Below are 22,743 nucleotides of genomic sequence, written 5' to 3' on the forward strand. Positions count from 1 at the left end.
CTTTTCCATTTCTCCGCCCTTCATTATACCATCCGCTTTGTCTTTTTTCCACAAAAATTCTGCCCCAGCGGCATATTTTTCGCGGAGCGGGCCATACTGGTCCTATCGGTTTGGGAGGAGGTACGCCCATGAGCACAAAAAAGATCGGGCGGCAGACGGCGGCGCTGGCCGCGCCGCCCTCCATCCTCTGCGCCGCCAATGTGGTGGGGCGCATGGAGGGAGAGGGCCCTCTGGCCGCCTGCTTTGACGATATCGACCAGGACGACACCTTTGGGGAGGCCACCTGGGAGCAGTCCGAGCGGGCCATGCAGCAGAAGGCCCTGGCCCTTGCACTCCAAAAAGGGGGGCTCACCGCCCAGCAGCTGGACTATCTGTTCGCCGGCGACCTGCTCAACCAGTGCGTCAGCTCCTCCTACGCGGCCCGGGAGCAGAAAATCCCCTTCTTCGGTCTGTACGGGGCCTGCTCTACCTTCGGGGAGGGACTGATTTTGGCGGCCATGGCCCTGGACGGAGGCTTTGCTGAGCGGGCGGGGGTGGTGGTCTCCTCCCACTTCTGCACGGCGGAGCGCCAGTACCGCACCCCCCTGGAGTACGGCTGCCAGCGCACCCCCACCGCCCAGTGGACGGTGACGGGGGCGGGGGCGGTCATTCTCCAGCGGGGGGGAGACGGCCCCTGTATCACCCATGTCACGCCGGGAAAGATCGTGGACAAGGGGGTCACCGACACCAACAACATGGGGGCGGCTATGGCCCCCGCTGCCTATGACACCCTGTGCGCCCACTTTCAGGACACCGGCCGGGGGCCGGATTTCTACGACTGCATCGTCACCGGCGACCTGGGGGAGCTGGGGGGTGAGCTGCTGTGCGAGCTGTTCCGCCGGGATGGGGTGGACCTTTCCCCCAGCTACACCGACTGCGGCAGGCTGATATTCGACAGCCGGCGCCAGGACGTCCACTGCGGGGGCTCCGGCTGCGGCTGTTCCGCCGCGGTGTTCACCGGCTATCTCCTTCGGGAGCTGCGGGCGGGGCGGATCAAGCACCTGCTGTTCTGCCCCACCGGGGCCCTCCACTCCCCCACCACCGCCTTTCAGGGGGAGAGCATCCCCGGCATCTGCCACGCCGTGGCTGTCTCCGCCCGGCGGGACTCCTGACGGTCTGGGAAAGAAGGTTTTTGTATGGAGTATCTCAACGCCTTTCTCTGCGGCGGCGCGCTGTGCGCTCTGGGCCAGCTGCTCATTGACAAGACCAAGCTCACCCCCGCCAAGATTCTGGTGTGCTATGTCACCGCCGGGGTGATTCTGAGCGCGCTGGGGATCTACCAGTACGTGGCTGACTGGGGCGGGGCCGGGGCCGCCGTCCCCCTCACCGGCTTCGGCAACACTCTGGCCAAGGGGGTGCGGGAGGCTGTGGCCCAGCAGGGACTTTTGGGCGCCCTCACCGGGGGCATCACCGCCACCGCCGGCGGGATCGCCGCCGCCATCTTCTTCGGCTTTCTGGTGGCCCTGATTTTCAAGGCCAAGCCGAAGCGCTGACATAAAAATGCCGTTACTTTTGCGCCGCACAACGGCGCAAAAGTCCGCGCTTCGCTTGCCGGAATCCTTGCACAGCAAGGCTTCCGGGGCATTTGATTCCATTCGAGGCGGGCGGCTGCCCCCTCGAGCTCCCCCGCCAGCACTCGGGCGGATTCGTCTGAACAGAGGTTTTTCGACAAGCTGACGTGCGGGCGGTTTCCACCCGCCCGCACGTCTATCGCTCCGGCCAGCGTCCCTCCAGCCGCTTGGTCTGGAGGGCCAGCGCGTGGACCCGCTCTCTGGACAGTCCGGTCCAGCGGGCGATCTGCGCTGAGGGAATCAAGGTCTCTTTCAGCATTCGGACCGCGATCTCCTCCCGGACCCGCGTATCTTCTTCCATACACATATACATCTCTCCTTTATCTAACCGCTCTGCCTATTATTGGTGCATTCTTTTCCTATATTCCCTCTTCATCCCCGCTCTGCCGGTATTAAAGCATGTATAACTATCATAACTCATCTGCGTGTATTGCACAATATTTTTAAGTGCATTAAACACTGTTTTTGAAACTGACCATCTCTTATGCTGAGTGCATCAAACGCAGGAGGGTATGGGCATGCGACAGACCTATAAGCCAAGCAACGTGGAAATCGGCGCCCGAATCCGCGTCGCCCGGGAGGCCGCCGCTTTGACCAGGGAGCGCTTTGCCGAGCTGACGGGCATTTCCGCCCAATTTGCGGCAGACCTGGAGCGCGGGCGTACCGGGGCCTCTCTGGAGACCATCAGCCGAATCTGTCTGGCGCTGGGCGTCTCTGCGGACCAGCTCCTGCTGGGCGCGCTTCCCGGGCCCGGGGACGAGGCCCGTCAGATCCAGGCCATGCTGGAGGAGGTCGATCCCAAATACCGCCCCTATCTGATCTCCTCCCTCCGCAGCCAGATCGAGCTGATCCAGGCGCTGAAACAGCCGGACTGATGGGAGGTGTCCTTGATGGCGCGCACTTACACCCAGATGAATCGGGAATTGGGCTCCCGCATTCGAGCCAGACGGGAGGCCCTTGGGATCAGCCGGGAGGCGCTGGCGGAACGGTTGGACGTAACGCCCCACTATCTGGGCGAGGTGGAGCGTGGGAGTACCGGCCTGGCCCTGCCCACCTATAAGCGGGTATGCGAGGTGCTGGGCGTTCAGGACAGTTTCCTTCTGTTTGGAGAGCAGGTCCCCGCCCAGGCATCTGCGGAGGAGATTCGAAACTTTCTCTCCGGCGTCTCCCCCTGCCTCTATCCCCGCCTGATGGCCTCCCTCCGCAGTCAGATCGAGCTGATTGAAGCGGCGGAGCGCCTGGGCACAGAATCAGTATAATCCGCTCCCCCGTCGAAAACAGGCGAAACGCCGTCCCGGACTGCCGGGACGGCGTTTTTGGTCTTATCAGCTCCCAAAATGGCTGCAAACTTCCCCAAACTGTGCCGGGGGGTTGCCAAACCGGCCATTCTCAGCTATAATAGAAGTGCGTGGAAGGCATCAAAGGAGTTGTTATTTTGTTTTCCCTCATAAAGCCGAAGAAATGTGCCCTGGCCCTGCTGGGCAGCGCCATTCTTGCCTTCGGCCTGTACAATGTCCATGCCCTGTCCGGTGTGACCGAGGGCGGTGTGCTGGGCATGACCCTGTTCCTGCACCACTGGGTGGGACTCTCCCCGGCGGTAACGGGACTGGTGATGAACGCAATCTGTTATCTCATGGGCTGGAAGCTGCTGGGGAAGGAGTTTATCGCCTACTCCATTGTGGCGGGGGGCGGATTCTCCCTGTTCTATGCCATCGTGGAGCAGTTTGACCCCCTGTGGCCCCAGCTGGCGGACCATCCCCTGCTGGCGGCGGTGCTGGGCGCGCTGTTCGTGGGCTGCGGCGTGGGGTTGAGCGTCCGGGCCGGCGGCGCGCCGGGCGGAGACGACGCTCTGGCCATGAGCATCTCCAAGCTCACCCACTGGGACATCCAGTGGGCCTACCTCATCAGCGACCTGGTGGTGCTGGCCCTGTCCGCCACCTACATCGACCTGAGCCGGCTGGGCTGCTCCCTGCTGACGGTGATTCTGTCTGGTCAGATTATCGGCCTGGTACAGCGAGTGGGGCGACGAGAAGATACTCCAGTGAAGGCGGGAGCCGCCGTTGAAGAACAGCTGTAATTAATATCGCGCGGGGCGTGTAAAAACTTCCACGCCATGCTAGGTCTCGAATTTCCGCTTTGGGCGGACCCCGCGCAGGCAACCAGAAACACGCGGCCCCTTAAGGGGTCCGGAGGGGAGAAACATCCGCTTCGGACGGCCTTAAGGGGCCTTTTTTGATATTCTGTTATACAAACATGGCGGAGGACAGGTACCGGTCCCCGGAGTCGGGCAGGACCACCACGATGGTCTTTCCGGCGTACTCCGATTTCTTCGCCAGCTCGCCCGCTGCCCACAGGGCGGCTCCTGAAGAGATGCCCACCAAGATACCCTCGGTCCGGACGATCTCCCGGCCGGTGGCCAGGGCGTCCTCATCGGTGACCCGGATGACCTGATCGTAGATGGAGCGGTCCAGGGTGCCCGGAATGAAGTTGGCCCCGATGCCCTGGATCTGGTGGGGGCCCGCCTGCCCGCCGGAGAGGAGGGGGGATGCGTCGGGCTCCACCGCCGCTACCTGGAGGGCGGGGTTCTGCTCCTTCAAGTACCGGGCAGTGCCGGAAAGGGTGCCGCCGGTGCCCACCGCGGCCACAAACACATCCACCCTGCCGTCCGTATCCGCCCAGATCTCCGGGCCGGTGGTGCGGTAGTGGGCCTCTGGGTTGGCGGGATTGCCGAACTGATCGGGGATGAAGCTGCCAGGCAGCTCCCGAGCCAGTTCACGGGCCTTGTCCACCGCCCCCTGCATACCCTGGGCACCGGGAGTGAGGACCAGCTCCGCCCCGTAGGCGGCCAGCATGGCCCGGCGCTCGGCGCTCATGGTGTCGGGCATGGTGAGAATCACCCGGTAGCCGCGGGCGGCCGCCACGCTGGCCAGACCGATGCCCGTGTTGCCGGAGGTGGGCTCGATGATGACGCCGCCGGGCTTCAGAAGTCCCTTCTCCTCCGCGTCCAGAATCATGGACAGCCCTACCCGGTCCTTGGCCGAGCCGGCGGGATTCAAATATTCCAGTTTGGCCAGCACCCGGGCCTGGAACTGGTGCTTGGCGCCGTAGCGGCTCAGCTCCAGCAGGGGGGTGTGGCCGATCAGTTCTTCCAGATTGTGCGCAATGGCAGGCATAGCAGATCCCTCCTATGGAATGTCTGAACCGATCATACTACTGAAACAATGGGTTGTCAACGGTTCCCCCTTGCAAAGGCGGCGGGATTTCGTATAATAGTATCATGAAAGATACAGGGCGGTCAGAGGCCGCCTCTGCCAGGAAACAAGCAAGGAGGACCAGAGCATGAAAGTCGGACTGGTGCTGGAGGGCGGCGCCCTCCGAACCATCTTTTCCACCGGCGTCTTTGACGCCCTGCTGGAGAAGAATGTGATGGCAGACTATGTGGTGGGGGTGTCCGCCGGGATCGCCTACGGGGTGAGCTATGTCTCCAAACAGCCCAGGCGGAATCTGGAGATCCTGACCCGGTTTGTGAACGACCGGCGGTACATGGGTCTGAACAACCTGGTGGACCGGCACAACCGCAGCTATTTTGGCCTGGAGTTCTCTTACTGCACCATCCCCAACGAGCTGGTGCCCTTCGACTACCAGACCTTTGAGGCTTTCCCCGGCCACGTGGAGGCCGGAGTCACCAACCTGGAGACCGGTCTGGCCGAATACAAGGAGGTCACCACCGAGGACAAGCACTTTCGCCTCCTCCAGGCCACCTGCGCCATGCCCCTCATGTTCCCGGTGTTCCACCTGGACGGCAAACCCTATCTGGACGGGGGGGCGGCCGACGCGGTGCCCTACCGCCGGGCCTTTGAGCAGGGGTGCGACCGGGTGGTGGTCATCCTCACCAAGCCCCGGAGCTTCGTCCGGAAGCCGGAAAAGCTCCTCCCACTGATTCAGCGCCGCTACCGGGAGTATCCCAACTTCTGCCGCACCATGGAGGAGCGGCCGGAGCGGGACAACCAGAGCCGTGCGGAGCTGTTCCGGCTGGAGAAGGAGGGCAAGGCCCTGGTCATCGCCCCAAACACCCTCCACGGGGTGGGGCGGATCGAGCACAATGTGGACAAGCTGCGCATGCTGTGGGCCGAGGGCTATCAGCAGGGCATGGAGAACATGGAGCAGATCCGCTCCTTCATGGATCGATGACCGGCCCCTCCCCGGGGGCGTCCAGGGCGAAGTCGTCCAGCATCTCCCCCAACAGGGAGAAGAAGGCGGCCATCCGCTCCAGCTCCTCCCGGGAGCGCCCCTGTGCCAGCGCGGCGGCTGCGGCAGCCGCGCCGGAAATCAGTGGGCCGGAGGGCAGAGAAAAGGACATGGCAAACACCTCCCCGTGGAATCTATGCGGACAGGTCTATTCTTGATGCACGGTGCCCCGGCACAGAAAAAGAAATCAGAAATGAGCGGAGGGATATTTATATGGCAAAAATTGTGGTGATCGACGGCCAGGGCGGCCGGCTTGGAAAGCTGCTGGTGGAGGAAGTGAAGGCCCGCCTGCCCCAGGCGGAGCTGCTGGCCGTCGGCACCAACGGCATCGCCTCCTCCGCCATGCAGAAGGCGGGGGCCTCCCAGGTGGCCACGGGAGAAAACCCGGTGGTCCGGGGTGTCATGGATGCGGACGTGGTGCTGGGTCCCCTGGGCATTGTGGTGGCCCACGCCATTCTGGGCGAGGTGACCCCCAAGATGGCCGAGGCGGTGGGGGGCTGCCGGGCCAAGAAGTTTCTCGTCCCCATGAACAGCTGCGGCGTGGTGGTGGCCGGAGTGCAGGAGCTGAGCCTGTCCGCCCACGTGCGCCAGGCGGTAGACCGGGCGGTGGAGTTTTTGGAGGGCGCGTCATAAAAAAGGAAATCCCCTGTGGAATACCACAGGGGATTTAACTTGCCATATACCGATCACACAGCGCGGGTGACCTTACCGGAACGGAGGCATCTGGTGCAGACGTACACGTGAGTGGGAGTTCCCTTCACGATCGCCTTCACGCGCTTCACGTTGGGCTTCCAGGTGCGGTTGGAACGGCGGTGGGAGTGGGAGACCTGGATGCCGAAGGTGACGCCCTTGTCGCAGAATTCGCATTTGGCCATGTTGCTTACCTCCTCGCTATGAGAGTACGCTTTCCAATGAAGCATCGAATGATATATTACCAGATAATTTAGGGAAATGCAAGGATTTTTTTCAAAGGAGCCGAAATTTTTTTGCCGCATCCCGGGAGAAAGAACCGGCAGAAAACGCCGGGAGCCCTTGCGAAATGGAAGGAGATAGGATATACTAAGCAAAAGCGCCAAGTGACGAAGCGAAGGAGGACGATCCAATGGCAGAACATACGAAAAGCGTGAAGCTGGGGGAGATCATCCGGGAATTTGATCTGGAGATCCTCCACAAGGGGCCCGACTATGAGGACACCCCCCTGACCACCCTGGATGTAAACCGGCCCGGCCTGCCCCTGAGCGGTTTTTTTGAGCACTTTGACACCCGGCGGCTGCTGGTCATCGGCCTGACTGAGCACACCTTTCTGAACCAGATGACCCCGGAGGAGCGGCGGACCAGCTTTGACAAGCTGCTGGCCTATCCGGTGCCGGCCCTGATTCTCACCCGGGCTCTGGAGCCCTACCCCGAGTGCATGGAGATGGCCATCAAACACGACCGCACGGTGCTGCGCACGGCGGAGCACACCTCCGCCTTTATGAGCCGCCTCATCGGCAGCCTGTTCAACCACCTGGCCCCCCAGATCACCCGCTCCGGCGTGCTCATGGAGATCTACGGCGAAGGGGTGCTCATCCAGGGGGAGTCCGGCGTGGGCAAGAGCGAGGTGGCCATTGAGCTCATTCAGCGGGGCCACCGGATCATCGCCGACGACGCGGTGGAGATCAAGGTAACCAACCACAACACCCTCATGGGCAATGCTCCGGATCTGATCCGCCACTATATGGAGCTGCGGGGCATCGGCGTGGTGGATGTGCGCAGCCTGTTCGGCATGCGGGTCATCAAAATGGAGCAGGAGATCGACCTGGTGGTCACCCTGGAACCCTGGGACGATCATGCAGTGTACGACCGCTTCGGCCTGGAGGGAGCCACCACTGAGATTCTGGACGTAGAAGTCCCCGCAGTTACCATCCCGGTGAAGCCCGGCCGAAATCTGGCCAGCATCCTGGAGGTGGCAGCCATCAACAACCGCAGCCGGAAGCTGGGCCACAACGCCGCTCTGGAGCTGACGCAGCGGATGGACGAGCACTTCAAAAAGCTCATGGACGAGGAGGGCTGACCGTGTATATTGGAATTGATGTGGGAGGCACCAATCTGGTGGCCGGTCTGGTGGATCAGGAGGGGACTATTCTCCACAAGTCCGCCTGCCCTGTGAATCGGAACTGGTCCGCGGAGGAGCTGGTGTCCCAGCTGGCCCAGCTCTCCGTCCGTGTCGCTCAGGAGGGCGGCGTCTCTCTGGAGGACGTGGAGGGCGCAGGCGCAGGCATCCCCGGTCTGGTGGACAATGAGGCGGGCACCGTGGTGAAAACCCCCAACATGCCCTTTCGGGACACCCCCTTCCGGGAGCTGTTTCAGCGGGAACTGAACATTCCTGTCCACCTGGGCAACGACGCCGACTGCGCCGCCGCAGGGGAATACTGGGCGGGAGCCGCCAAGGGCTGCGACCCGGTGGTCATGGTCACCCTGGGTACCGGCATCGGAACCGGACTGGTGCGGGGCGGAAAGCTCTATACCGGCCTGGGGGGGGCTGGCATGGAGGCCGGTCATCTGATGACGCACCCCAACGGCCTGCCCTGCGGCTGCGGCGGCCTGGGCTGCTGGGAGCAGTACGGCTCGGCCACCGCTCTCATCCGCATGACCCGGTCGGCCATGGAGGCATCCCCCAAGAGCCTTCTCTGGGAGGTGTGCGGCGGCAGTCTGGACCGGGTCGAGGGCCGCACCCCCTTCCAGGCGGCCCGGGCCGGGGATGAGACCGCTCTCCAGGTGCTGGAGGAATATCAAAAGGAGCTCTCCTACGGGCTGATCAGCCTGAGCAATATTCTCTTCCCCGAAGTCATCTGCCTGGGCGGCGGAGTGAGCAGCGCGGACAGCGACCTGCTGCTGGACCCTGTGCGGGAGCTGGTTCATAGGGGCTGCTTCGATAAGGACCGCCTGCCCAAAGTAGTGCGGGCCAGCTTGGGCAATGACGCCGGCGTGGTGGGCGCCGCCATGCTGTGCCGGATGATATAACCTTTCCAAGCAAAACAGGTTCTCCGGCCGGCGGCGCCTTTGCTGGCCCCGGGCGTTTCAATACCGAAGGGGTTCGCCGCCCTTCAGGCAGCGGAATTTAAAACAAAAGGGTCTGTTGCAAAATGCAGTTTTCAGACCCGGAAAGAAAATTTTTGTTTTAAAAAAGTTAGCGACAACCGCCAGCCAGACGGTTCTCGCTAACTTTTTCTTTGGCCTGATTTTTCAAAATTCTATTTTGCAACAGGCCCTTTTGTTTTGGAAGGGACGGTTAAAATCGATATTTTGGATTGACGGGACCATTGCAGAAGAACGGCCCTTCTGAGCCGCGGCGCGAGTGCGCCGCACAAACGTTTTCACCGCAGGTGAAAATCTTGGCACAGGGGCGGCTCCGCCGCCCCGAGCATGGAAAACCCAAAGGGAGGAGCCGCCCTACGGGCGGCGGAACCCAAAATAAAAAGACATCTGCAAAGCAGATGTCCTTTTATTTTGGATGGGCCGGTTAAAATCGATATTTTGAAATCTCGAAAAGGTATAGGAGCACCACACAACCGGCCTTCCGGCCGGCGCCGCTTTTGCGGCGTACAAGCGTTTTCGCCAAAGGCGAAAACCTTGGCGGAGGCGGAATTCATTTCCGCCGAGCATTTGAATCACCGGAGGGTGGAGCGGGCCAACGGCCCGCGGAACCCAAAAAGAAAGACACGACATATGTCATATGTCGTGTCTTTCTTTTTGAAAGGGACGGTTAAAATCGATATTTTGGATTGACGGACCGTTGTAGGAGAATCTCCCGGCGGCCCTTCTGGGCCGCGGCGCGAGTGCGCCGTACAAGCGTTTTTGCCGCAGGCAAAAACCTTGGCGGAAGGGCGGCTCTGCCGCCCTGAGCATTCAAGTATCGAAGGGTGGAGGCCGCCTCCGGCGGCCGGAACCCAAAACAAAAGGCAACTGCGAAAGCAGTTGCCTTTTGTTTTGGTACGGCTGGAGGGATTCGAACCCGCGACCTTTTGGTTCGTAGCCAAACACTCTATCCAACTGAGCTACAGCCGCAACTCATTTCCACAGGAGGCTCTCCCCTGACGGCTTGATTAGTATAGCACAGAAGAGAATCTTTGGCAAGTGTTTTTTTAAAAAATTTTTTGTTTTTTTGAAATGCCGGGGAGAGGGGCCTCCCCGGCGCAAAAATCAGATCTGATCTGCCCAGCGGCACACCGCCTCGCAGAGGAAGCGGGCGCAGCCGGGGACCGTCCGGTCGTAGTAGGCGGTAAAGCGCTCGTCCTGGATGTAGAGCTGGGCCAGCCCCATGTGTTTGGCCGGGTCGCAGGTATTTCCGGTCAAGGTCAGCCAGCGCCTGTGGAGCTGTGTGATCTCCCGGCCCTCCAGGCTGTCGGGCGGGGTCTGGCGCTGAACCGCCTCCTCCAGACGGCGCAGGATCTCGTCCCCCAGGCCGGTCCACTCCCGGTACTGCTCCTGTGTCAGTGCTCGCACGGTATCCTGGGCCGCATCCACCTCCCGGTCTCCATATTTTTCCCGGGCCTCCCGGCCATAGGTCTCCTCGTGCCAGGCCACCGCCCGCTGCTTCAGGGCCTCAAATTTCTCCTGATCGTTCATAAGTTCCTTCCTTTCCTGTGCCGAAATGGTCTTGCGTACCGACCGAATCAGCGCCTCCAGCCGGGCCTGCTCCTGTTCCAGGGCGGTCAGGTGGCCGCGGAGGGCGGCGAGCCGGTCGAAGGAGGGATCGTCCAGGCAGTCCTTGATCTGGGCCAGCTCCACCCCGAGGGCCCGGTAGTACAAGACGTCCTGCAGCCGGTCCACCTGGGCCGGGCCGTAGTAGCGGTAGCCGTTCTCCGCCACCCGGCCCGGCTTGAGCAGACCGATCTGGTCGTACCAGCGCAGAGTGCGGGTGGTCACTCCGGACAGGTCCGCCAGCTCCCGGATCGTGTATTCCATCAAAATCCCTCCTCTGGTCCTATGGTACCAGTTGACGCACCGTCAAGGTCAAGGACTTTTTTCCTTGTTTTTTCCCACGAAAATATTATAATAAAACAGACGCCGGTTTTATATGGATCAATTCCCCAAAAGGAGGCCGCCATGCGGATCATCATTTCCCCCGCCAAGCAGATGCGGGAGGACCGAGACACCCTGCCGCCCCGGGGGCTGCCCGGGTTTCTGCCGGAGACCGGGCGGCTGCTCACCGCCCTGCGGAACCTCTCGCCTGCGGAGCTCCAGAAGCTGTGGAAGTGCAGCGACGCCATCGCCGCCCTCAATGTGGAGCGGCTGCGGACCATGGACCTGGAGCGGGGCCTCACCCCCGCCCTCCTGTCCTATGTGGGCATCCAGTACCAGACCATGGCCGCGCGGGTGTTCGAGACGGCCCAATACGAGTTCCTCCAGGAGCATCTGCGTATCCTGTCCGGCTTTTACGGCCTGCTCCGCCCCTTCGACGGGGTGACCCCCTACCGGCTGGAGATGGGGGCCAGGCTGGCGGTGGACGGCTGCCGGGACCTGTACGCCTTCTGGGGGGAGAAGCTGGCCCGGGCCCTGGCGGGGGAGAGCGGCTGGGTGCTGGACCTGGCCTCCAAGGAGTACAGCCGGGCGGTCCTTCCCCACCTGCCCCCCTCGTTGCGGGTGGTCTCCTGCGTATTCGGGGAACTGCGCCCCGACGGCAAGGTGGTGGAGAAGGGGACCCTGTGCAAAATGGCCCGGGGCGAGATGGTCCGGTGGCTGGCGGAGACGGGGACGGCCCACCCAGACGGCCTGCCCGCCTTTCAGGGGCTGGGGTACCGGTACGATCCGGACCGCTCCACCGGGGCGCGGATGGTTTTTTTGAAAACAGCTCAGTCAAGTGCTGTGTGAGAAGAAAGGACGGTTTCATATGCTGCGTTTTGAATGTGACTACGGCGAGGGGGCCCACCCCAAGATCCTGGAGCGGCTGCTGGAAACGAATTTGGAGCAGACCCCCGGCTATGGGAAGGACGAGCACTGCGAGCGTGCCAAGACCCTGATCCGCCAGGCCTGCGGCCTGCCCCAGTCCACCATTGAGTTTGTATCCGGCGGCACCCAGGCCAACCAGATCGTCATTGCCGCCATTTTAAAGCCCTATCAGGGGGTGGTCTGCGCCAGCACCGGCCATATCAACACCCATGAGACAGGGGCGATTGAGGCCACCGGGCACAAAGTGCTGGCCCTCCCCAGCAAAGACGGGAAGATCACCGCCCAGCAGATCGCCAAGCTGTGCGCCGCCCACTGGACCGACCCCAGCCACGAGCACACGGTCCAGCCCGGCCTGGTCTACCTCTCCCAGCCCACCGAGCTGGGCACCCTGTACACCAAGGCGGAGCTGAAGGCCATCCACCAGGTGTGCTGGCAGCGGCACATTCCCCTGTACATCGACGGGGCCCGGTGCGGCTACGGCCTGGCCGCCCCGGAGAACGACGTGACCCTGGCGGACCTGGCCCAGCTGTCCGACGTGTTCTACATCGGCGGCACCAAGGTGGGGGCCCTGCTGGGGGAGGCGGTGGTCATCCCCAACCTGGCCATCCAGCGGGACTTCCGGTATATGATCAAGCGCATGGGGGGCATGCTGGCCAAGGGACGGCTGCTGGGCATCCAGTTCGAGGTCCTCTTTGAGGACGGCCTCTACTTCCAGCTGGGCCGCCGGGCGGTGGAGCAGGCCCGGCGCATCCGGGACGCCTTCCAGGCCTGCGGGGTGGAGCTGGCCTTTGACTCCCCCACCAACCAGCAGTTCCCCGTCCTCACCCGGGAGCAGCGGGAGGCCCTGGCCCGGAAGTACAGCTTCAACCACTGGGCCGATCTGGAGGATGGGCGGTCTGTCGTCCGCTTCTGCACCAGCTGGGCCACCACGCCCCAGGCGGTGGAGGAGCTGTGCCGGGATATTCACGCCATCTGCGGACAGGCGTAGAAGCAGGCGGGCGGCCCGGTGTGCCGCCCCTGCGGAATGCCATAAGGCGGCGCGTACGGGAGGCCGCGCCCTATATACGTTCCCCCTTCGAAACCTGCCCCCTCATCCGTCTGGCCCTCGGCCAGACACCTTCCCCCTGGGGGGGAAGGCTGAGGACGGCCGCAAGGGCCGTCCCTACGGCGAATCTGGGAGCGGTTTCTTTTTTCGTAGGGGCCGGACACTGGTCGGCCCGCCGAGGAAGTTCTGCCATTCCAGAGCCCACCCTCATCCGCCTCGCTTCGCTCGGCACCTTCCCCCTGGAAGGGGGAAGGCTTTGCGGGAGGGGCAAATCCCTATCCCCTCTGTCTCGCTGCGCTCGACATCTCCCCTTGATAAGGGGAGTCGTCCCCTCCCCTACGGGTTTTAAGGACACCTTCCGAGTTTAGGCAGGGGAGGCCCTTGGGCCAATCCATGGAAATCGGGCGGCCCAGTGTGCCGCCCCTACGGTTTTGCACGGGTACATTCGAAACACTGGGCGGGTGGGTGAGGGCACCCGCCCCTACGGCGAATCCGGAAGCGGTTCCTTCTTTTTCGTAGGGGCCGGACACTGGCTGGCCCGCCGTATCTTGAAATACAATAAATCGAAACAGGGGCGGCCCGATGGGGCCGCCCCTGTTTTGCTTATGTAAAGAAACAATGCCGGCGTCAAATGTGCACGGTCCAGACTAGGCAGAGGCGAAGCGCAGCTTCGCAGGAAATTTCTTTGCCTACTTTCTTTTTCAAAGAAAGTAGGTCAGCCGCCCAGGTAGGCTTTTTTGATCTCGGGGCTCTCGATGAGCTCCTCGCCGGTGCCGGTGGTGACCACGCGGCCGGTCTCCAGCACGTAGCCCCGGTGGGCCACGGACAGGGCCATCTGGGCGTTCTGTTCCACCAGGAGGATGGTGGAGCCGTTCTTGTTCAGGTTCTGGATGATCTCAAAGATCTGTTCCACCAGGATGGGGGCCAGCCCCATGGAGGGCTCGTCCAGCATGAGCAGCTTGGGGTGGGACATGAGGGCCCGGCCCATGGCCAGCATCTGCTGCTCGCCGCCGGAGAGGGTGCCGGCCACCTGGCGGCGGCGCTCCTTCAGCCGGGGGAAGAGCTCGAACACCATCTCCAGGTCGGCGGGGACGCCGGAGGGGGACTGGGTATAGGCCCCCATCTCCAGATTCTCCTCCACCGACATCTGGAGGAACACCCGGCGGCCCTCGGGCACCTGGGCCAGGCCCCGGGCCACCAGCTTGTCCGCGCGCACATTGCTGATGTTCTGCCCCTCAAAGGTGATGCTCCCGGTCTTGGACCGGAGCAGGCCGGAGATGGTCTGTAAGGTGGTGGTCTTGCCCGCGCCGTTGGCGCCGATGAGGGTGACGATCTCCCCCTCATTCACGTGGAAGGAGATGTCCTTGATGGCGTGAATGGCCCCATAGTAGACGTTGATGCCCTCTACGTTCAGAAGTGTCTCCATCGGCCTTACGCCTCCTTTTTCTTGCCCAGGTAGGCCTCAATGACCACCGGGTCGTTTTTGATCTCGTCCGGGGTGCCCTTGGCGATGATCTGGCCGAAGTTCAGGACTGCGATGCCCTCGCAGATGCCCATGACCAGGCTCATGTCGTGCTCAATGAGCAGAATGGCGATGCCGAAGGTGTCCCGGATCTTCACGATGTTCTCCATGAGCTCGGCGGTCTCGGAGGGGTTCATGCCCGCCGCCGGCTCGTCCAGCAGGAGCAGGCTGGGGTTGGTGGCCAGGGCCCGGACGATCTCCAGCTTCCGCTGGGCGCCGTAGGGGAGGGAACCGGCCTTGTACTTGGCCAGATAGCCCATGTCAAAGATGGACAGCAGCTCCATGGCCCGCTCGTGGGCCACCTTCTCCTCCTTCCAGTAGCCGGGCAGGCGGAAGATGCCGCTCCAGAAGCCATAGCCGATGTGGTTGTGAAGGCCCAGCTTCACGTTGTCCTCCACCGTCAGGTTGTTGAACAGACGGATGTTCTGGAAGGTGCGGGCGATGCCCGCCTTGTTCACCTGGACGGTGTTCATGTTGTGTGTGTCCACCCCGTCCAGCAGGATGGTGCCCCGGGTGGGCTGATACACCTTGGTGAGCAGGTTGAAAACGGTGGTCTTGCCCGCGCCGTTGGGGCCGATGAGGCCGGCGATCTCGGTGCGGCCAATGGCCATGTTGAAGTCCTTGACGGCGGACAGGCCGCCGAAGTCGATGCCCAGATGCTGGCACTCCAGGATGGGGCTCTTGTCAATGTCCCGCTCGGGGATCTTGTTGGGGCTGGGGACGGTGACCAGCTTGACGGGCTCCTTGGGAATTCGGCTCATTGTTTGGCACCTTCTTTCTTCTCCTGGCGCTCCTCACGCACACGGGCGATGAAATTCCACAATGTGGGGTTGTTGGTGGCCAGCATGACCAGGATCAGCACGATGGCGTACACCAGCATCCGGTAGTCGGCGAACTGGCGCAGGGCCTCGGGCAGGATGGTCAGGGCGGCGGCGGCGATCACCGAGCCCCACATGTTGCCCAGGCCGCCCAGCACCACAAACACCAGGATCAGAATGGAGGTGTTGAAGTCGAACTTGGTGGCGGTAAAGGTGACCTGTCCGCAGCCGTACAGGGTGCCGGCGGCCCCCGCCAGGACGGCGGAGGTAACAAAGGCGATCATCTTGTACTTGGTGACGCTGATGCCCACGCTCTCGGCGGCGATCCGGTTGTCCCGGGCGGCCATGATGGCCCGGCCGGTGCGGCTGTTCACCAGATTGAAGATCACGAACAGGGCCACCAGCACCAGCACCACGCCGGCGGTAAAGGTGGCGATGCGGGCGGAGTTGGTGACGCCCACGGGGCCCCGGATGAGCTCCACACCGGTCTCGGAGAGATTGGTGTTGTCGCTCAGGAAGCTGAAGTGCAGGCCGTTCTCATCCACGCCCAGATAGACGTTGGTGACCAGACTCTTGATGATCTCGCCGAAGGCCAGGGTGACGATGGCCAGATAGTCGCCGTTGAGGCGGAGGACCGGCACGCCGATGAGAAAGCCGAAGATGCCGGCGATCACGCCGCCCAGCACCATGGCCAGGGCCAGACGGAGGGGCTCCATCTCCACGCTGTTCTGCAGGGCGGCGGCCACCGAGCAGCCGGCAAAGGCGCCGATGCTCATAAAGCCCGCGTGGCCCAGGGACAGCTCGCCGGAGACGCCCACCACCAGGTTGAGGGCCAGGGCCATGGTCACATAGGCGCAGATGGGGACCAGCTGCCCCTCCAGCACCGAGCCCACGCCGCCCTCCCGGAAGGAGCGCAGCAGCTGAATGATCAGGTAGGCCCCGATGACCAGTCCGTAGGTAAACAGGCTGGAGCGGGTGGATTTTTTCATTTGCAGAATTCGATTCATACTCTCCGCCCCCTTTACACTTTCTCCTGGACCATCTTGCCCAGCAGACCGGCGGGCTTCACCAGCAGCACCACGATGAGCACCGCGAAGACGATGGCGTTCTGGAGCTGGGTGGAGATGTAAGCGCCGGCGAAAATCTCGATCACGCCCAGCAGCAGGCCGCCCAGCATGGCCCCGGGAATGGAGCCGATGCCCCCGAACACAGCGGCGGTGAAGGCTTTGATGCCGGGCATGGAGCCGGTGGTGGGGGTCAGAGTGGGGTAGGCGGACATGTACAGCACCCCGGCGATGGCCGCCAGGGCGGAGCCGATGGCGAAGGTGAGAGAGATGGTGGCGTTCACGTTGATGCCCATGAGCTGGGCCGCCCCCTTGTCCTCAGACACGGCCCGCATGGCCTTGCCCAGCTTGGTGCGGCTGGTGAAGGCGGTGAGGACCACCATGATGATGATACAGGCCGCAATGGTGAGCAGCGTCACATAGCTGATGGACAGCGCTCCCACCTGCAGGCTGCCCCGGCCGGTGACCGGGGTGAACACCTTGGGGTTGGAGGACCACAGCAGCAGCGCCGCATTTTGTAAAAAGTAACTCACGCCGATGGCGGTGATGAGCACCGCCAGAGACGGTGCCTGCCGCAGCGGCTTATAGGCCAGCCGCTCGATGACAACGCCCAGCACGGTGCACACCGCCATGGCCAGCAGGGTCCCCGCCACGGCGGGCACCACGGTGGCGGCCACAGAGCCCTCGGCGAAGTTGCCGGACAGCCCGCTCATGGCGAAGAAGCAGACATAGCCGCCCACCATGATCACGTCGCCGTGGGCAAAGTTCAGCATCTTGGCGATGCCGTAGACCATGGTGTAGCCCAGGGCGATGATGGCGTACACGCTGCCCAGGCTCAATCCACGGATCAGATAATTCAGGATAATGGTAATATCCATATTGATTCCCCTTTTTTCCGGGGCGCACCGGAAAACAGCCGGAGCACAGCTTGTCGAAACGGTTGTTTCGACAAGCTGTGCAGCACTTTTCAGAATGTTAGAACATTCTGAAAAGTAGCCTGATTGCACGTGAAAGACAACCCTGACGGTTTCTCTTCGCACTAAGTGCCGCCGCTTTGCGGCGGTTGTGCTTCGATGCGCTCTGCGGAGCAGTCTTTCACACTATCTTTCCCTCCGAAATCTTAATCCGGAGAGTTCTCGACAGCCTGTGGAGCCCTCCGGCTCCTTTCCGATGCGTCCCCTCTCTCATTTACAACACCCCGCCCCGGACGGGGCCGCCCCAAAGGAGGCAGCCCGTCCGGAGAAGGGAAGTGGTTTGTCAGACGCCGGGAGCGGGGACCTTAGTCCATGCCCACGTAAGCGCCATTCTCGATGACCATGCCCTTGGGGGCCTTGGACACCGCGCCGGTGGAGTCCCAGGTGATGCCCTGGCCGTCGCCGGTGAGGCCGGTCAGAGTGATGGTGGGGAACGCCGCGATCAGGGCGTCGTTGATGGCCTCAGCGGTCATGTCGGGGGTGCAGCCGGCGGTCTCCAGAGCCAGCTTCAGGGCGTAGATGCAGTCGTAGGCGTCGGCGGCAAACTGGTTGGGGGTCTCGCCGTAGAGGCTCTCATACTCAGTGACGAAGGCCACGGTGGCGTCGTCGGTGGCGTCGGCGTTGAAGGGAGTCAGCAGCATAACGCCCTCGGCCAGGGAGGCGTCGAAGCCCTCCATGGTCAGGATGCCGTCCATGCCGTCCACGCCGAAGAACTTGGGCTCATAGCCCATGGAGTCGGCCTGGGTCAGGATCAGAGAGGCGGGCTGATAGTACATGGGCAGGAAGACCAGATCGGCGCCCTTCTGCTGGGCGTCGGTGAGCTGGACGGTAAAGTCATTGGAGGTGTCGGTGGTGAAGGTGGAGTTGCCCACGATGTTCAGACCCAGCTCCTCCGCCTCGGCTACAAACTGGTCCTTGATGCCGGTGGAGTACACATCGTCGTTCTTCCAGATGATGTACACGTTCTCGCCCAGGTTCTGCTCATAGATATACTGGGCGGAGGCCAGCCCCTGGTTGGGGTCGGAGAAGCACATCTGGAACACGTTGTCCTTGTTGGCGATGACGTTGGGGGAGGAGGCGGAGGGGGTCAGGGCGAAGATCCGGTCCTCGAAGTTGTACTGGGAGGTGGCGATGCCGGGCTGGGTGGTGACGGAGCCCAGGGAGATCTGCATGCCCCAGTCCTTCAGGTTGTTGAAGGCGTTGACGGCGGTCTCAGGCACGTTCTGGTCGTCCTGATAGTTCAGCTCGAACTGAATGTCGCCGCCCTCAGAGTTGATCTCGTTCACCGCGATCTGGGCACCCCGGTAGGCGGCTAGGCCGTAGATGGAGGCGTCGCCGGTGAGGGGGCCGGTGGCGCCGATCTTGAAGGCGGCGCCGGTGGGATCGACCACCTCTTTGACGGTGGTGCCGGCGGTGACGCCGCCGGTGGAGGTATCGCCGGTGGAGCCGCTGGCGCTGGAGCCGCCGCTGCTGCCGGCGCCGCCGCCATTGCCGCCGCAGGCGGCCAGGGACAGCGTCATGGCCGCGGCCATAGTGAAGGCAAGAAACTTTTTGCTGTTCATAACATTTATTCTCCTTTACAGCTTGACTCGCGTCCGGAGCCGGACACGGAATATAAAAAAGCGGCTCCGCTCCAAAGAACGAAGCCGCTTCTTTACCGAAACTTAAATGGTAAGCAGCCGTCTCTTTGGAGCTTCGGCCCGGATGATCCGGGCCAGCATAATCAGCAGTACCCCCGCCAGAAGCAGGAGCGCCGCCAGTACGCCGCCCACTACCCCCAGAATAGCAAAAATGGACACCATTACCATGGTGTCCAGAATCAGGGCAGTGTGGGAGGCGGAGTGGTTCCGACGGGCAGGGCAGCAGGAAACCGCCTCTGTTCCACAACCGGCAGAGGCATTCATCCACATAGAGGTCTCAGCATACGGATACATGGCGGCGGCTCCTTTCTGCAAAAATCAAACTTTAAGTTTGTTTTATTGTAAAACACCCCCCTCCATTCGTCAATGGACGTTTCCACCAGAATCCGGGGGGAGCGCTCCGGTTTTCATGTCCGTTCTGTACAGAATTTTGTCCGCCTGGGGCGGGCAGAAGGGGTGGGTTCTGTTTCACGGGGGAGTTTCGCCGCCTGCGGGCGGCGAGTGACTTTCTGGACGGCCAGAAAGTCACCAATGGCCCAGGCCACCCTCTCTTGCCCCTTTGGGGCAATTCACCTCGAGAACCGCTAGGGGGCGGGCGCAATCGGCAGAAGCGGCTGCGCCGCCCCTGCCTCCATGCCGCCCGTCCCCTAGGACCCCCATTACGAGGGACACATACCTGTAAGGTTAAGCAGAATTTCCGGCGCGCAAAATCTGAGTGGCCGGTCTAAATTCTTGCCGGGCCACTGGGCCCTGGGGGAGAGGAAAATTTCAGCGGTGCGGTTCCGCTTCTGCGCCTGGGTGTCCCAGCCGACGGTCCGGGGAGCGGTCGACGCCGGACTGGGGACATTGGCTCGGCGAACTGAGGCGCGGCAGTTGAAGTGTGAGACCTGAAATTTATGCATACTCAGGCCCCCAGTGGGGCCGGATGGAACCGCACCCAAGCACTCCTGATTTTGCGCGCCGGAAGGGTTGCACGATGTTCAAGGGGTAACCCCCGTAAATGGGGTCCGGGGAAAGCAGCCTATGGGCCTAGGCGGAGCGAAGCGGAGCCGTAGCCCATCGGATGCGTCCCCGGCGGCGTTTTGCCTACTTTGCCGCCGCGGGCAAAGTAGGTCGCCGCCCGCAGGCGGCGAAATCCCCCTGCGAAATAACTCAATGAGACTCCGCCCAGCTCTGTCCCGCGTGGGTCTCCGCCACCAGGGGGACGGACAGGGGGAATACCCCCTCCATCTCCTCCTGGAGGAGGGCGCACACCCGCTCCTGCTCCTCCTGGGGGCACTCCACGATGAGCTCGTCGTGGACCTGGAGGACCAGCTGTCCCCGGAGCCCCTCGGCTTTCAGACGGTCCCGCACCCGGAGCATGGCCAGCTTGATGATGTCGGCGGCGGTGCCCTGGATGGGCATGTTCAGGGCCACCCGCTCCCCAAAGGACCGGGTGTTGAAGTTGGAGGACTTCAGCTCGGGCAGCCAGCGGCGGCGGCCCATGAGGGTGGACACATAGCCGTCCGCCTTGGCCCGCTCCACCACATGGTCCATATAGGCCCGCACGCCGGGGTAGGTGGCAAAGTAACGGTCCATATAGGCCTTGGCCTCGGCCACGGTGACCCCGATGTCCTGGCTCAGAGAGAAGGCGGAGATGCCGTAGACGATGCCGAAGTTCACCGCCTTGGCGCTGCGGCGCATTTCATGGGTGACCTGCTCCGGCTCCACCCCGAACACCTGGGCGGCGGTGACCGTGTGGAAGTCCCGGCCGGAGCGGAAGGCCTCGATCATCTTCTCGTCCCCGGCCATGTGGGCCAGGAGCCGCAGCTCGATCTGGGAGTAGTCCGCGTCCACCAGGGTCATCCCCGGCCCGGCCACGAACATTTTCCGCAGCTCCGCCCCCAGGGGGGTGCGGATGGGGATGTTCTGGAGGTTGGGCTCGGCGGAGCTCAGCCGCCCGGTGGCGGTGACCGTATTCTGGAAGCAGGTGTGGATGCGTCCGTCGTCCCCGATCACCTTGCCCAGGCCGTCCACATAGGTGGACTTCAATTTGGTGAGCTGGCGGTAGTCCAGGATCTGCTCGATGATGGGATGCCTGCCCCGGAGCTTGTCCAGCACCTCCGCATTGGTGGAGTAGCCCGTCTTGGTCTTCTTCACCGGGGGCAGGCCCAGCTGGTCAAAGAGGATGCGGCCCAGCTGCTGGGTGGAGTTGATGTTGAACTCCTCCCCGGCCAGCTCATAAATCGCGGCCTGCACCTTGTCGATACCCTGGGAGAGCATCTCCCCGAACTCTACCAGGGCCCCCCGGTCCACCAGCACCCCGATCTCCTCCATCTCCGCCAGCACCGGGCACAGGGGGAGGTCCACCTCCTGATAGATTTTGTTCAGTCCCAGTTCCTCCAGCCGCTGGGAGAGGGTCTTTCGCAGAGCACCGATGAGGGCGGTGTGGGACAGCAGGGCGGCTGTGGGCCCCGCCGGGTCGGCCAGGGGACCGAAGGCCCCCTCCTCCAGATAGGCCTTGGCCTTGGGGAACTCCTGGTTGTAGTAGGTGATGCCCAGCTTCTCCAGGTCGTAGCTGCCGTCGGTGGGGGCCAGCAGATAGGCGGCCACCTCGGTGTCAAAGACGATGCCGCCGGGCTGAATGCCCTCGTCCAGCAGCCCCTTCCACAGCTCCTTGGAGCCGTGGACCACCTTTTTGATATCCGGGGCGAACAGGGTCCGGAGACCGTCGTTGTAGCACTCTAGCTTGTCCGCAAACAGCAGGGCGGCCCGGTGCTCTGTCTCCGTCTCCGCCCACTCCACGCAGATCACGTCCAGGGAGGGCAGGGCCAGTACGTTCACCTCATCAAGCCCACGCCAGAGGGCCAGCAACTCCTCCAGCCGCTCCCGGGTCTCCACCACCTCGCTGGCCGTGTTCACCTGGGCGGACGCCTCCTCCTGGACGGCTCCCTCCCCCTGGGGGGCGGTGAGGTGGAACTTGTCAATGAGCTTGGCAAACTCCAGGTCCAGAAACAGCTGGTACAGGGCGGGGCCGTTGGGCTCCTTGCGTAAATTGTTCTCCGGGGCGAAGTCGATGGGGGCGTCGGTGTGGATGGTGGCCAGGTCGTAGGACATGCGGGCCTGGTCCTCCCCCTCGGTGAGCTTTTTGATGACCCCGGGCTTGGCGGGGGCGCCGGGGGCCATCTCCACCTCCGGCAGGGCGGCGTACAGGTCGTCAATAGAGCCGTACCGCTGGACCAGGGCCATGGCGGTCTTTTCTCCCACCCCCTTCACCCCGGGGATGTTGTCGCTGGAGTCCCCCATGAGGGCCTTCAGGTCGATGATGTGGATGGGGTCGAAGCCGTACTCCTCCCGGAAGGCCTCCGGGGTCATGTCCCGGGTGGTGGTGCGGCCCATGCGGGTGGACACCAGCTTCACGGTGGTGGTGTCGGTCACCAGCTGGAGGGAGTCCTTGTCCCCGGTGACGATGACCGTCTCCCACCCGGCGGCGGTATCTTTTTGTGAGATGGTGCCGATGAGGTCGTCCGCCTCCCAGCCGTCCAGCTCGTACATGGGGATGTTCATGGCCGCCAGCACGTCCTTGAGCAGGGGGAGCTGGCTGGCCAGCTCGTCGGGCATCCCCTTCCGGGTGGCCTTGTAGCCCTCGTAGGCCAGGTGCCGGAAGGTGGGGGCCTTCCGGTCGAAGGTGACGCACAGGGCGTCGGGCTTCCCCTCGTCCAGCAGTTTCGTTAAAATGTTCAGAAAGCCGAAAATGGCGTTGGTGGGCTGTCCCGCCCGGGTGGTGAGGTTCTGGCTCACCCCGTAAAAGGCCCGGTTGACGATGGAGTTGCCGTCCAGGACCATCAATTTCTTCATAATGGGTCTCCTCCCAAAATTCGTCGTGCAGCAGCAGAATCTTGTACCTGGATA

23 protein-coding genes and 1 tRNA gene are annotated in these 22,743 nt (G+C 62.8%); 11 read left to right on the plus strand and 13 right to left on the minus strand.

From position 1 onward, the window contains the following. The first annotated feature begins 128 nt into the window (after positions 1 to 128). Both spoVAD and spoVAE read left to right on the plus strand, forming a co-directional pair. The gene (spoVAD, locus tag B5F19_RS03480) at positions 129 to 1,151 is read left to right on the plus strand and encodes a stage V sporulation protein AD (RefSeq protein WP_087288037.1); all 1,023 of its coding nucleotides are present in this window, start codon (positions 129 to 131) and stop codon (positions 1,149 to 1,151) included. Positions 1,152 to 1,175: 24 nt separating this feature from the next. Next, on the plus strand, positions 1,176 to 1,532 hold the full coding sequence (gene spoVAE, locus B5F19_RS03485) for a stage V sporulation protein AE (protein ID WP_087288039.1): 357 nt from the start codon (positions 1,176 to 1,178) through the stop codon (positions 1,530 to 1,532). Between the two features lie 214 nt (positions 1,533 to 1,746). Here spoVAE and B5F19_RS17390 read toward each other — a convergent pair whose 3' ends face one another. Next, positions 1,747 to 1,917, minus strand: a complete 171-nt coding sequence (locus B5F19_RS17390; protein ID WP_162612507.1) for a hypothetical protein — start codon at positions 1,915 to 1,917, stop codon at positions 1,747 to 1,749. Positions 1,918 to 2,128: 211 nt separating this feature from the next. Here B5F19_RS17390 and B5F19_RS03490 point away from each other — a divergent pair, with 211 nt between their 5' ends. From B5F19_RS03490 to B5F19_RS03500, 3 genes are all read left to right on the plus strand, one after another. Continuing rightward, entirely contained in the window at positions 2,129 to 2,485 is a 357-nt protein-coding gene (locus B5F19_RS03490) for a helix-turn-helix transcriptional regulator (protein WP_162612508.1), read from the plus strand. A 15-nt stretch (positions 2,486 to 2,500) separates the two neighbouring features. After that, a complete protein-coding gene (locus B5F19_RS03495) occupies positions 2,501 to 2,869 on the plus strand; it encodes a helix-turn-helix transcriptional regulator (RefSeq protein WP_087288042.1) in 369 nt (122 codons plus the stop codon). A 176-nt stretch (positions 2,870 to 3,045) separates the two neighbouring features. Beyond that, a complete protein-coding gene (locus tag B5F19_RS03500) occupies positions 3,046 to 3,687 on the plus strand; it encodes a YitT family protein (protein ID WP_087288044.1) in 642 nt (213 codons plus the stop codon). 166 nt (positions 3,688 to 3,853) lie between these two features. On the opposite strand, the gene cysK is transcribed toward B5F19_RS03500, so the two are convergent. After that, positions 3,854 to 4,783: a cysteine synthase A gene (cysK, locus tag B5F19_RS03505; protein ID WP_087288046.1), complete on the minus strand. Its 930-nt coding sequence runs from the start codon at positions 4,781 to 4,783 to the stop codon at positions 3,854 to 3,856. A gap of 166 nt (positions 4,784 to 4,949) precedes the next feature. Here cysK and B5F19_RS03510 point away from each other — a divergent pair, with 166 nt between their 5' ends. Beyond that, positions 4,950 to 5,801 carry a patatin family protein gene (locus B5F19_RS03510; protein WP_087288048.1) on the plus strand — a complete coding sequence of 284 codons (852 nt, stop codon included), beginning with the start codon at positions 4,950 to 4,952 and terminating at the stop codon, positions 5,799 to 5,801. Here B5F19_RS03510 and B5F19_RS03515 read toward each other — a convergent pair. Further along, positions 5,788 to 5,970 carry a hypothetical protein gene (locus B5F19_RS03515; RefSeq protein ID WP_087288050.1) on the minus strand — a complete coding sequence of 61 codons (183 nt, stop codon included), beginning with the start codon at positions 5,968 to 5,970 and terminating at the stop codon, positions 5,788 to 5,790. The two genes, B5F19_RS03510 and B5F19_RS03515, sit on opposite strands and share 14 nt — an antisense overlap. Before the next feature lie 101 nt (positions 5,971 to 6,071). On the opposite strand from B5F19_RS03515, the gene B5F19_RS03520 reads away from it, so the two are divergent. Then, on the plus strand, positions 6,072 to 6,491 hold the full coding sequence (locus tag B5F19_RS03520) for a DUF3842 family protein (RefSeq protein ID WP_087288052.1): 420 nt from the start codon (positions 6,072 to 6,074) through the stop codon (positions 6,489 to 6,491). A 53-nt stretch (positions 6,492 to 6,544) separates the two neighbouring features. Here the strand turns inward: B5F19_RS03520 and rpmB are convergent, their stop codons facing one another. After that, positions 6,545 to 6,733, minus strand: coding sequence for a 50S ribosomal protein L28 (gene rpmB, locus B5F19_RS03525; RefSeq protein WP_087288054.1), 189 nt, complete (start codon positions 6,731 to 6,733; stop codon positions 6,545 to 6,547). A gap of 227 nt (positions 6,734 to 6,960) precedes the next feature. Between rpmB and hprK the strand changes: the two genes are divergently transcribed. Both hprK and B5F19_RS03535 read left to right on the plus strand, forming a co-directional pair. Next, positions 6,961 to 7,911 carry an HPr(Ser) kinase/phosphatase gene (hprK, locus tag B5F19_RS03530; RefSeq protein ID WP_087288056.1) on the plus strand — a complete coding sequence of 317 codons (951 nt, stop codon included), beginning with the start codon at positions 6,961 to 6,963 and terminating at the stop codon, positions 7,909 to 7,911. 2 nt (positions 7,912 to 7,913) lie between these two features. After that, positions 7,914 to 8,861 (plus strand): ROK family protein, encoded by a 948-nt coding sequence (locus tag B5F19_RS03535; protein ID WP_087288058.1) that lies wholly within the window; start codon positions 7,914 to 7,916, stop codon positions 8,859 to 8,861. A gap of 967 nt (positions 8,862 to 9,828) precedes the next feature. On the opposite strand, the gene B5F19_RS03540 is transcribed toward B5F19_RS03535, so the two are convergent. Beyond that, a tRNA-Arg gene (locus tag B5F19_RS03540) sits at positions 9,829 to 9,905 on the minus strand. 135 nt (positions 9,906 to 10,040) lie between these two features. Continuing rightward, positions 10,041 to 10,805, minus strand: a complete 765-nt coding sequence (locus tag B5F19_RS03545; RefSeq protein ID WP_087288059.1) for a MerR family transcriptional regulator — start codon at positions 10,803 to 10,805, stop codon at positions 10,041 to 10,043. A gap of 141 nt (positions 10,806 to 10,946) precedes the next feature. Here B5F19_RS03545 and yaaA point away from each other — a divergent pair, with 141 nt between their 5' ends. Together yaaA and B5F19_RS03555 are read left to right on the plus strand one after the other, a co-directional pair. Continuing rightward, positions 10,947 to 11,711, plus strand: coding sequence for a peroxide stress protein YaaA (yaaA, locus tag B5F19_RS03550; protein ID WP_087288061.1), 765 nt, complete (start codon positions 10,947 to 10,949; stop codon positions 11,709 to 11,711). A 19-nt stretch (positions 11,712 to 11,730) separates the two neighbouring features. After that, entirely contained in the window at positions 11,731 to 12,777 is a 1,047-nt protein-coding gene (locus B5F19_RS03555) for a beta-eliminating lyase-related protein (protein ID WP_087288063.1), read from the plus strand. Positions 12,778 to 13,549: 772 nt separating this feature from the next. Here the strand turns inward: B5F19_RS03555 and B5F19_RS03560 are convergent. The 7 genes from B5F19_RS03560 to polA form a co-directional block, all read right to left on the minus strand. Further along, positions 13,550 to 14,260 carry an ABC transporter ATP-binding protein gene (locus tag B5F19_RS03560; RefSeq protein ID WP_087288065.1) on the minus strand — a complete coding sequence of 237 codons (711 nt, stop codon included), beginning with the start codon at positions 14,258 to 14,260 and terminating at the stop codon, positions 13,550 to 13,552. 5 nt (positions 14,261 to 14,265) lie between these two features. Further along, on the minus strand, positions 14,266 to 15,117 hold the full coding sequence (locus B5F19_RS03565) for an ABC transporter ATP-binding protein (RefSeq protein ID WP_087288067.1): 852 nt from the start codon (positions 15,115 to 15,117) through the stop codon (positions 14,266 to 14,268). Next, the gene (locus B5F19_RS03570; protein WP_087288068.1) at positions 15,114 to 16,181 is read right to left on the minus strand and encodes a branched-chain amino acid ABC transporter permease; all 1,068 of its coding nucleotides are present in this window, start codon (positions 16,179 to 16,181) and stop codon (positions 15,114 to 15,116) included. Before B5F19_RS03570 ends, B5F19_RS03565 begins: the two co-directional genes overlap by 4 nt. Before the next feature lie 14 nt (positions 16,182 to 16,195). After that, a complete protein-coding gene (locus B5F19_RS03575; RefSeq protein ID WP_087288070.1) occupies positions 16,196 to 17,116 on the minus strand; it encodes a branched-chain amino acid ABC transporter permease in 921 nt (306 codons plus the stop codon). Positions 17,117 to 17,517: 401 nt separating this feature from the next. After that, on the minus strand, positions 17,518 to 18,774 hold the full coding sequence (locus B5F19_RS03580; protein ID WP_087288072.1) for an ABC transporter substrate-binding protein: 1,257 nt from the start codon (positions 18,772 to 18,774) through the stop codon (positions 17,518 to 17,520). Positions 18,775 to 18,876: 102 nt separating this feature from the next. After that, entirely contained in the window at positions 18,877 to 19,146 is a 270-nt protein-coding gene (locus B5F19_RS03585; protein WP_087288074.1) for a hypothetical protein, read from the minus strand. An 858-nt stretch (positions 19,147 to 20,004) separates the two neighbouring features. Then, positions 20,005 to 22,689 (minus strand): DNA polymerase I, encoded by a 2,685-nt coding sequence (polA, locus tag B5F19_RS03590; protein WP_087288076.1) that lies wholly within the window; start codon positions 22,687 to 22,689, stop codon positions 20,005 to 20,007. Positions 22,690 to 22,743: the final 54 nt, after the last annotated feature.

This window comes from Pseudoflavonifractor sp. An184, assembly GCF_002160305.1.
In the GTDB taxonomy this organism is placed as follows: Bacteria; Bacillota; Clostridia; order Oscillospirales; family Oscillospiraceae; genus Lawsonibacter; species Lawsonibacter pullicola.

What these genes read in the sequence shown, in the direction of transcription:
- spoVAD (WP_087288037.1), top strand. Translation starts at nt 129, where the DNA reads ATGAGCACAAAAAAGATCGGGCGGCAGACGGCGGCGCTGGCCGCGCCG.
- spoVAE (WP_087288039.1), top strand. Translation starts at nt 1,176, where the DNA reads ATGGAGTATCTCAACGCCTTTCTCTGCGGCGGCGCGCTGTGCGCTCTG.
- B5F19_RS17390 (WP_162612507.1), bottom strand. Translation starts at nt 1,917, where the DNA reads ATGTGTATGGAAGAAGATACGCGGGTCCGGGAGGAGATCGCGGTCCGA.
- B5F19_RS03490 (WP_162612508.1), top strand. Translation starts at nt 2,129, where the DNA reads ATGCGACAGACCTATAAGCCAAGCAACGTGGAAATCGGCGCCCGAATC.
- B5F19_RS03495 (WP_087288042.1), top strand. Translation starts at nt 2,501, where the DNA reads ATGGCGCGCACTTACACCCAGATGAATCGGGAATTGGGCTCCCGCATT.
- cysK (WP_087288046.1), bottom strand. Translation starts at nt 4,783, where the DNA reads ATGCCTGCCATTGCGCACAATCTGGAAGAACTGATCGGCCACACCCCC.
- B5F19_RS03510 (WP_087288048.1), top strand. Translation starts at nt 4,950, where the DNA reads ATGAAAGTCGGACTGGTGCTGGAGGGCGGCGCCCTCCGAACCATCTTT.
- B5F19_RS03515 (WP_087288050.1), bottom strand. Translation starts at nt 5,970, where the DNA reads ATGTCCTTTTCTCTGCCCTCCGGCCCACTGATTTCCGGCGCGGCTGCC.
- B5F19_RS03520 (WP_087288052.1), top strand. Translation starts at nt 6,072, where the DNA reads ATGGCAAAAATTGTGGTGATCGACGGCCAGGGCGGCCGGCTTGGAAAG.
- rpmB (WP_087288054.1), bottom strand. Translation starts at nt 6,733, where the DNA reads ATGGCCAAATGCGAATTCTGCGACAAGGGCGTCACCTTCGGCATCCAG.
- hprK (WP_087288056.1), top strand. Translation starts at nt 6,961, where the DNA reads ATGGCAGAACATACGAAAAGCGTGAAGCTGGGGGAGATCATCCGGGAA.
- B5F19_RS03545 (WP_087288059.1), bottom strand. Translation starts at nt 10,805, where the DNA reads ATGGAATACACGATCCGGGAGCTGGCGGACCTGTCCGGAGTGACCACC.
- yaaA (WP_087288061.1), top strand. Translation starts at nt 10,947, where the DNA reads ATGCGGATCATCATTTCCCCCGCCAAGCAGATGCGGGAGGACCGAGAC.
- B5F19_RS03555 (WP_087288063.1), top strand. Translation starts at nt 11,731, where the DNA reads ATGCTGCGTTTTGAATGTGACTACGGCGAGGGGGCCCACCCCAAGATC.
- B5F19_RS03560 (WP_087288065.1), bottom strand. Translation starts at nt 14,260, where the DNA reads ATGGAGACACTTCTGAACGTAGAGGGCATCAACGTCTACTATGGGGCC.
- B5F19_RS03565 (WP_087288067.1), bottom strand. Translation starts at nt 15,117, where the DNA reads ATGAGCCGAATTCCCAAGGAGCCCGTCAAGCTGGTCACCGTCCCCAGC.
- B5F19_RS03570 (WP_087288068.1), bottom strand. Translation starts at nt 16,181, where the DNA reads ATGAATCGAATTCTGCAAATGAAAAAATCCACCCGCTCCAGCCTGTTT.
- B5F19_RS03575 (WP_087288070.1), bottom strand. Translation starts at nt 17,116, where the DNA reads ATGGATATTACCATTATCCTGAATTATCTGATCCGTGGATTGAGCCTG.
- B5F19_RS03580 (WP_087288072.1), bottom strand. Translation starts at nt 18,774, where the DNA reads ATGAACAGCAAAAAGTTTCTTGCCTTCACTATGGCCGCGGCCATGACG.
- B5F19_RS03585 (WP_087288074.1), bottom strand. Translation starts at nt 19,146, where the DNA reads ATGTATCCGTATGCTGAGACCTCTATGTGGATGAATGCCTCTGCCGGT.
- polA (WP_087288076.1), bottom strand. Translation starts at nt 22,689, where the DNA reads ATGAAGAAATTGATGGTCCTGGACGGCAACTCCATCGTCAACCGGGCC.